Annotated in this window: 8 protein-coding genes; 4 read left to right on the forward strand and 4 right to left on the reverse strand. The window is 43.2% G+C overall.

The window, feature by feature from the left end:
- Window positions 1-246 precede the first annotated feature (246 nt).
- Both B1C80_RS28260 and B1C80_RS27890 read left to right on the forward strand, forming a co-directional pair.
- A complete protein-coding gene (locus B1C80_RS28260) occupies window positions 247-720 on the forward strand; it encodes a hypothetical protein (protein WP_139361766.1) in 474 nt (157 codons plus the stop codon).
- A gap of 28 nt (window positions 721-748) precedes the next feature.
- A complete protein-coding gene (locus B1C80_RS27890) occupies window positions 749-2,674 on the forward strand; it encodes a T9SS type A sorting domain-containing protein (protein ID WP_077924500.1) in 1,926 nt (641 codons plus the stop codon).
- Window positions 2,675-2,778: 104 nt separating this feature from the next.
- Here the strand turns inward: B1C80_RS27890 and B1C80_RS27895 are convergent, their stop codons facing one another.
- Genes B1C80_RS27895 through mobC form a run of 3 tightly spaced genes read right to left on the reverse strand, consistent with a single transcriptional unit; the run spans window position 2,779 to window position 4,570 of the window.
- Window positions 2,779-3,348 (reverse strand): hypothetical protein, encoded by a 570-nt coding sequence (locus tag B1C80_RS27895; RefSeq protein WP_077924501.1) that lies wholly within the window; start codon window positions 3,346-3,348, stop codon window positions 2,779-2,781.
- Window positions 3,345-4,292, reverse strand: a complete 948-nt coding sequence (locus B1C80_RS27900) for a relaxase/mobilization nuclease domain-containing protein (protein ID WP_077924502.1) — start codon at window positions 4,290-4,292, stop codon at window positions 3,345-3,347. Before B1C80_RS27900 ends, B1C80_RS27895 begins: the two co-directional genes overlap by 4 nt.
- Entirely contained in the window at window positions 4,289-4,570 is a 282-nt protein-coding gene (gene mobC / locus B1C80_RS27905) for a plasmid mobilization relaxosome protein MobC (protein ID WP_077924503.1), read from the reverse strand. The genes B1C80_RS27900 and mobC overlap by 4 nt, the downstream gene beginning before the upstream one ends.
- Before the next feature lie 756 nt (window positions 4,571-5,326).
- Between mobC and B1C80_RS27910 the strand changes: the two genes are divergently transcribed.
- Window positions 5,327-6,253: a replication initiation protein gene (locus B1C80_RS27910; RefSeq protein WP_077924504.1), complete on the forward strand. Its 927-nt coding sequence runs from the start codon at window positions 5,327-5,329 to the stop codon at window positions 6,251-6,253.
- Window positions 6,254-6,273: 20 nt separating this feature from the next.
- Here B1C80_RS27910 and B1C80_RS27915 read toward each other — a convergent pair whose 3' ends face one another.
- A complete protein-coding gene (locus B1C80_RS27915) occupies window positions 6,274-6,774 on the reverse strand; it encodes a helix-turn-helix domain-containing protein (protein WP_077924505.1) in 501 nt (166 codons plus the stop codon).
- Between the two features lie 85 nt (window positions 6,775-6,859).
- Here B1C80_RS27915 and B1C80_RS27920 point away from each other — a divergent pair, with 85 nt between their 5' ends.
- Window positions 6,860-7,165, forward strand: a complete 306-nt coding sequence (locus B1C80_RS27920) for a hypothetical protein (protein ID WP_077924506.1) — start codon at window positions 6,860-6,862, stop codon at window positions 7,163-7,165.
- Window positions 7,166-7,664: the final 499 nt, after the last annotated feature.

Consider the following 7,664-nt stretch of genomic DNA (forward strand, 5'->3'; position numbering starts at 1 on the left):
AGTTTACATTATATGAGTTGAATAACAGAGATATCACACATCCGCTTAGGCTGTAAAACTCCACACTTGCTTACTCTATATATTATAAATAGTACAATGGCATAATTTGTTAACAAAACATTAACATTGGTAACACAGTTATAGGGCACGAAAGATAGATTATCACTATTCATTACTAGAATTTTACAACCATTTGACGATCAACGTGGTCATTGGTACAATTTGTAAATACTTAACAATAGAGCCATGAGAAGCCGATTATTTTCCTCAGCTTTTGTACTATGCATAATCCCATTACTTTTTTGTGAATGCGGAAAAGAGTGTAGTAACGATCAAGTTTATTATGCTCGATTCTCAATAGTTGATAAGCAGACAGGAAAGCCATATTTCAACCAAAGCAATCGTGAAGTTGATAGTTTGCGAGTCTACCAAAATACGTCATCAAATTCTCTACAACCTGTTCCGGTTGACAGGCGTATTGACCCAATTAAAGGATATGTATTTGGTGATATTGATATAATCGACTTGCCTAACATCACTCTGTATATAAAATTCAACAAAAGCGATTTAGATACTCTGGTATTAATAAATCAAATCACACCCTCTCAAAAACAGTGCGGTATAACAAAGTATCTAACGGATGCAACTTACAATGGGCGTTCTCTAAAGTCGGTTTCTAACGATACCACATCCTTTGCTTCTTTTGAATTGAGTAAATAAATCTATCACCTTTCAACTAATTACTTTTATGAAAAACTTATTCTTAACATCATTGCTATTTCTAATTCCTTTGATTTGCTGGCCACAATCAGAAGGATGTGGTATCGAGCAAACAGATACCACAGATGCAAAAGCTTTCCCTTGGTACGGTAACAATGATTATCTGGATAATCTAGTTAACCAAGTCGAATCATGTTCTAATTGTAGAACAGCTAATCTTAGTTCGCGAGTTTTTAAAATACCTGTTAGAGCTTGGGTATATACAAGCACTGCGGGACCCAGTATAAGTGCAGCTCAGGCAGAACAGTATATTAATCAAGTTAATGAATTTTATCGACAGAACGGAGTTAGTGTTCAACTGTATTTGAAATGTGGAGTCACATTTACTCAAAATGATAATTACTACAACAACCCATCAGACCAGATGTGGGAAGATAATTACGACAGTCATGCATTGAATGTACATTTTGTTAATAATGGTAGTACAAACAAGGGTAGATTTCCTTGGAAGGCCCGGCGATATTCTTGTTGGATATTAACCGGCGGTAACTATTCATTTCAACAGGCGACTGTACTAGCTCATGAAATTGGACATTGTTTCGGTCTTCTGCATACTTTTGAATCAGCACGTGAATCGTTAGCATCAACGAATGGTAGTGCTGGTAATTGTTACCAAGAATCCGTTAGCCGAACTAGAACTCAAGGTTTCGCTTGTATCAGTACAATAGGTCAATTAAAATGTATGATTAATGGTGATTATTTACGTGATACAGAAGCAGATCCGGGTATCGAACAAGGCGATGTAGACTTTGGATGCAATTACCTGGGCAACTTAGGGACTGACAATTGGGGGGATGCTTGGACTCCACCTACCCGTAATTTTATGACATACGGTCGAAGGGCTTGCCGAAGTCAGTTCACTCGCCTACAACGCGGAGTTATGTACTATTTCATTCAGAATTATCAAACGGAAATAGGCAAGTTTAACGTACAGAACGAACAGTCTTTTTACGATAACAATGACATAGATGATTTCGAGAATGACAATTTTAGAGAAACAGCAACTCAACATCCCGTAGGAAGTTCCTATTATCACACATTCCACCATGTTCCATACAATGAAGGGAGTTGCGATGTTGATTGGGCTCGATTTACAGCCAATTCAGGATTAATTCGTATTGCTACCAGCGCTTTTGGCCAACCGAAACCCAACACACGGATTACTTTATTTGATAATGCAGGAAATCAAATTGCGCAAAACGATGATGCAAACGGCACCGTTTTCTCGCAAATAGATATCAATACATTGACTCCTGGAATAGAGTACTTTGTCCGAGTTGAAAACTTAAGCGTTTATCCATCTAACGAAGCGTTTGGACAATACATATTAAGTATTACAAACCCAAGTCCCCCTGCTCTCGCAGTGACAATAAACGGATCTAGCTTCATTGGAGCTTGTGAACGCGGTGAGTGGACTGCAACACCAACCGGGGGTACAGGGAATTACAGTTATGAATGGTACGTAAATTCTACCTTTGTAACGAGTGGTAACCCGTACGCTCGTTACAATGACAACACTTTTACTGAGAACTTCACTTTGGAGGTGCGTGTGAGTGATGGGATTAACCAAGTAACAGATTTTAAACAAGTATATTTTGAAGGATGCCCGTCAGGAAGCAGAACATTCTTAGTATATCCAAACCCAGCTTCAGATCAGTTTAACGTTGAATTCAGAGATAATTCTAGCAAAACATCAGAAAATACGACAGCGAAATTAGAAGGTTTTGAGTTAAAACTTTTTAATGGGAGCAACCAAGAGATGGCTTATAAGAAAGCGACTAGCGAGAAGATAGTACCCGTAAATGTCAAGAGTCTTCCAAAAGGTACTTACTTTCTTCATATTTTCTACAATGAGGCAGTTATAAAAAAACAGATTGTAGTCGAAAATAAATAGCGTTTTTCAGTATCTATTCTTCTTGCGAAAGAACATAGTTTTTTCGCAAGAAGAATAGATACTGAAAAACGTCTAAAGTCACGAATGAAAGCTGTGATAGATTGTTACTTATTAAACTGACTCCAAAATCCTTTGTCGTCATAGGCTGGGAATAGCCCGGCATATTTTGAGTTGTTGCGCTTATAATCTTGAATTTGATTATAGTAGTAATCCCGTTCCCGGATTACTTCTTGGGCTTGCTTATAAATAACCGTTTCCTGAGCCTGCTCACGGTAGTAGTCACACAGGAACCATGCACCAAAAATCACCGCTAACAGGACCAACCCATACACTAAAGCCGCATAGAACGTAGTAAACCCATAAATGTCGCCCGTGACCCGCACATGACGCGGAATTCGTTGCGCAGTCTTCTCAAAGTTCTGAACCGCTTGATCGGCAGTCTGCGCAATTCGGCTAGCCGCCTTATCAGCCGCTTGTTCAATAGCAACTGTATTAGGCAGGCCCTTTTTCAGATCGGGCAGCACATGCTGGGCGAAGCTTTGGGCATCTAACGTAATGGGCCGGTCAATGACTTGTTCCAATTGTTCAACCGTAACCGGGGCGGCTCGTCGGCTTAACTCGTCTAATTGGGCCTTCATGGCCTTGATGTCGTTGAATAAATCCTGTGGGTTCATAGTCCTAACCCGCGTTTGGGTGTTTTTTGTTGTTTCTCTTCGATTTCCGGCCTTTTCTCCTGTTGGGGCTTAGGCTGCTTCATTTCTTCCCCCTTCGTTTGCTGGTAGCCCGTTAAAAGCTCATTCCAGCGGTCTTTCTCTGTCGCAGCGGTATAACCTGCAAACAAAGCGTTCCAGGCACTTTGACTTTGGTTCTGCTCCTGCTGATTCAGGGTCAACTGCTGGCCAATCTGTTTAGCCTTATGGCCTACCTCTGTCCCTTTCACAGCGGTCTGCTCATAGCGAAAACTGCAACCCACCAACCCCCCCTTACTATCGTGCTTAAACTGGCTCTCTACGCCCTTTAACCGGAGCTGTTCACTCAACTGTTCGACTGTCGTTATCTGAGGGTTTGTCAGCGTTGTTTTGATCGTTTCCTGCACGTACTCGCGGGTACTTTGCTTATGGGGGTTATGGTCGTTTAAGCTTTGGCGTTGCTCGGGTAGTTTGCGCGTACCTAGCTGCTCGGTAATCGCTTGGCATACTTTCACATTCCGGGCGTAGTTATGGCTTGTATCCAGGGCGGGGCCTCCGTCAATCGGTACACGGTTGATGTAAATGTGAATATGGGTGTGGGGCCGGTCGTGGTGTTGGTAGATGGCCACCTGATGGCGGGTCGGATCGGCTCCCATCCGGCGGCAGTACTCCGACGCAGCCCGAAGCAGTTGCTGCTTCTCGACGGTTTCCCCCTTGGGCCAATTCAACGAGGTATGCCAGACCGGACGCTGGCAACGGCTGCTATCGGCCACGGCTATCATCTCTGCGGCCATTCCCTGCGGATCACGCGCCACCAGGTTAGACGCCCCCAACAGCTGCGATGGTTTGTTTTCTTTCCCTTCCTTCAAGCCTGCCCCGTACTCCAGAGCGGGGCCGAAACTCTTCCCGGTGGTGGTCTTGGCAATCATCGAAGGGCGGTTTTTAACTGGTGCAGGATGTCGTTGATCGCCTTGTCGTCGAACTGCCGCAGATGCGCGTAGCGGGTCAGCTGGTTCAGGTTGTTGGCCACGCCGACAATGACCTGCCGCAGCTCGGCGGGGAGCCGCTCCTGGACCGGCTGGCCAGTGGCCGCCCGGCGCATGTACTCACTTACCGTCAGCCCGGCCAGTTGTGCCTTGGCTTCGATCTGCTTTTGGTCATCGGCACTGGCCCGAAAACGCAGGGTTACACTCTTTTTGTCAGTCATACTACGGGAGTCCAGAGGGAACGGCTGGCAAGGCTTGCCTTTCGTAAGCTTGCGTAACGAAAGGCTGACTTTGTGCAAAAACCGACCGATAGGAAGGTTTGTAGCTACAAAGTCATGGCTTGCTTCCACAATCCAGCACAAGATACGAACCGGATGGCTTTTCGCGCAAGTAGTATTTTCTTTTCCCCTGTGTTGCCACCGACCATGAGCGAGCTACTAATAACAGGGGGAAAACTAGCCACTGCTGTGACTGTCTGTGGATCGGATGTCGGATTGGGGATTAGTAAAAAATCGAGCTTTAACTAAATTTATAGTTGCCGCCCCCTCTGCCCCCTTTAGTTTTTGCTTTCTTTTTCCCTTTCCAATTTGATTTTTGATTGACTCATTAGTAATCCTTCAACCAGTAATTTTTCGCTCGCGTCAGCTACCCTAAAAACCGCTTTTTCAAGTCACTTTTTCAGCTATCAAATGCTTGTGTATTTTCAAATACACTTGTTAATCACTTGTAAGCGAAAATTTTAGTAAATAACTGCCTGATTACCAAGAATTTAAACTGTGGATAACTTTAATAAACTGGCGTTTGATTACTAATAAACTGGCGTTTGATTACAAAAACTGGCTTAATAAACTGGCGTTTGATTACAAAAACTGGCTTAATAAACTGGCGTTTGATTACTAATAAACTGGCATTAATAAATAAATTAAAGTTTATTAAAAAGTTTTTATATTTGCCTGACAATCACAGTATGATAAGGTATGAAGAAGGTAATTGAGATTTGGCAGGATAATGCCTTGACTGTGGCTCGATACGAAATGAGCGAAACAGAGAAGAATCTACTGTATATGGTTGTTGCCCAAGTCAAGCCCGAAGATTCTGAGTCAAAATCGTATCAAGTGTCCGTTAAGGAGATGGCAAGAATAACAGGTTCTGAGAGATTGATGGGTGAAGCCTACAAGCAGGCTGCTCGTAAGTTGATGACACGTGTCTTTGAAACAACGTTATCGGATGGAGACGCTTTAATTGCTTCTTTTATCGCTTCTGCACGTTTTAAGAAAGGGACTGACATAATTGAGATTGAGTTATCTCGTCATGTTCGTCCCCTATACGTAGACTTAAATAAGAAGTTTACCAAAGTACAATTAGCAGCAGCAATCTCGCTTAACTCAGCTTATGCGAAACGTGTATATGAATTACTGTGTATGTACAAAAACATGCCAGACAAGACGTTCCGACGTAGCTTAGCCGACCTTAAAGCAATGCTATGGATAATTGATCCAAAGACAGGAAAAGATAGTTATCCTGACTGGACAAACTTCCAAAGAAGAATTTTAGATGTAGCAGTTAAAGAGATCAATGGCCATACTGATCTATCGTTTACCTACAAACCCATCTATGGCGACCGTCCTGGGCGTGGCCGTAAACCCGTTGTCGAAGTCGAGTTTGAGGTGTTCTACCAAGCCAAACCGGAACCGGCTCAACTGTCCAGTCTGCACGAGCGGTTAGTTAAACAGTTCCGACTTCGGCCTGATCAGGCGGACACCGTGCTGGCTACTCACGCAAGCGAAGTGATTACGCGTCAACTTTACGATATCCAAACCAAAGCGGCCGATGGTAAGGTGAAGAATGTAGGAAGTTATACAGCCAAAGTATTCGGCTTGGAAACGAAGGGGAAAGAAAAATAAGGGTCTTGATCGAGGATACATCAGCGACCGAATAACCGACGCCACAAACTGCGCCGATCAGTCGTTGAGTCATCAGCTCCAGGCGCAGACAATCTCTTTTGTAAATCGCCTATTTGGGCGTTCTGTTGAAGCAACAATTCTTCAATATGGTTCATTTTTTGACTAGTCAGCTGATTAGTCAGTTGATTAGCCATAGCGTTCATCATGTCGCCTTGCTCAAAGAGCCTGTTTTGCAGTTGCTGAATCGTTCGATCTCGTTCAGCCACTGCTTCCCGCAATTGCTGGTTCTCCAATTGTATGGAGTCAGGTACTACCAGAGCGGGCAAGCTAGGTACAGCAGGGGCTTCGTACTCTTGCTGAAGTAGTATCGAACTGATTTGATAGGCTTTCCCTTTGGGAGTATCTTCGGAACGGATGTGATTAGTCAAAACATGCTGTTTGACTAATCGCCGAATGGTTTGTTCAGAGCGTCCATAAAGCTGAGCCGCTTCTTTAATCGTCAAATATTCCTGATTAGTCATTTTAGTCAGAATGAGTAGTCACGGCTTAAATATAGAGCTTTCCAGCATATAGAAGCCTATTTCCTGATTAGTCAAAATATCACTCATGGAACCACGTAACCGAAACAAAGGGCCATTTCGAGCGGACTATACTTATACCATCGAGGGCAACATCATTTCTATTGTCGATTTAGACCAGGGCTCAAAAAGCGTAACCAATGACATGGAAAACGTACTGGATGAGATTCGGGCTGAGATTGGCGATCTGGCCGGATACGCAGTTATCTACCGTGATAGCATGGGCCGTTGGGATGGTGTTCGCCTGGTAGGAAGTTCTATCGAATTCTACGCCTTGAACGAAACGGATGGCGAACGGGCAGCGGCTCGACTGCTGCACCTGCTGCCGGGCTAATGAGTTGGAAAGGGGAATAAGTGACCTCGTTGTATTTTATAAAGAAAGCGGCCACTCTGACAGGATGGCCGCTTTCTGTTTATAGTCACATAACATAACAATCATTATACAACACCTCAACAAAAAGTACAACGCCCGGCTACTTGCGAGAGGATAGCCGGGCGTTGTACTTTCTTTAGTTTACATTATATGAGTTGAATAACAGAGATATCACACATCCGCTTAGGCTGTAAAACTCCACACTTGCTTACTCTATATATTATAAATAGTACAATGGCATAATTTGTTAACAAAACATTAACATTGGTAACACAGTTATAGGGCACGAAAGATAGATTATCACTATTCATTACTAGAATTTTACAACCATTTGACGATCAACGTGGTCATTGGTACAATTTGTAAATACTTAACAATAGAGCCATGAGAAGCCGATTATTTTCCTCAGCTTTTGTACTATGCATAATCCCATTACTTTTTTGTGAATGCGGAAAAGAGT

This window comes from Spirosoma sp. 209, from assembly GCF_002006735.1.
GTDB lineage: Bacteria > Bacteroidota > Bacteroidia > Cytophagales > Spirosomataceae > Spirosoma > Spirosoma sordidisoli.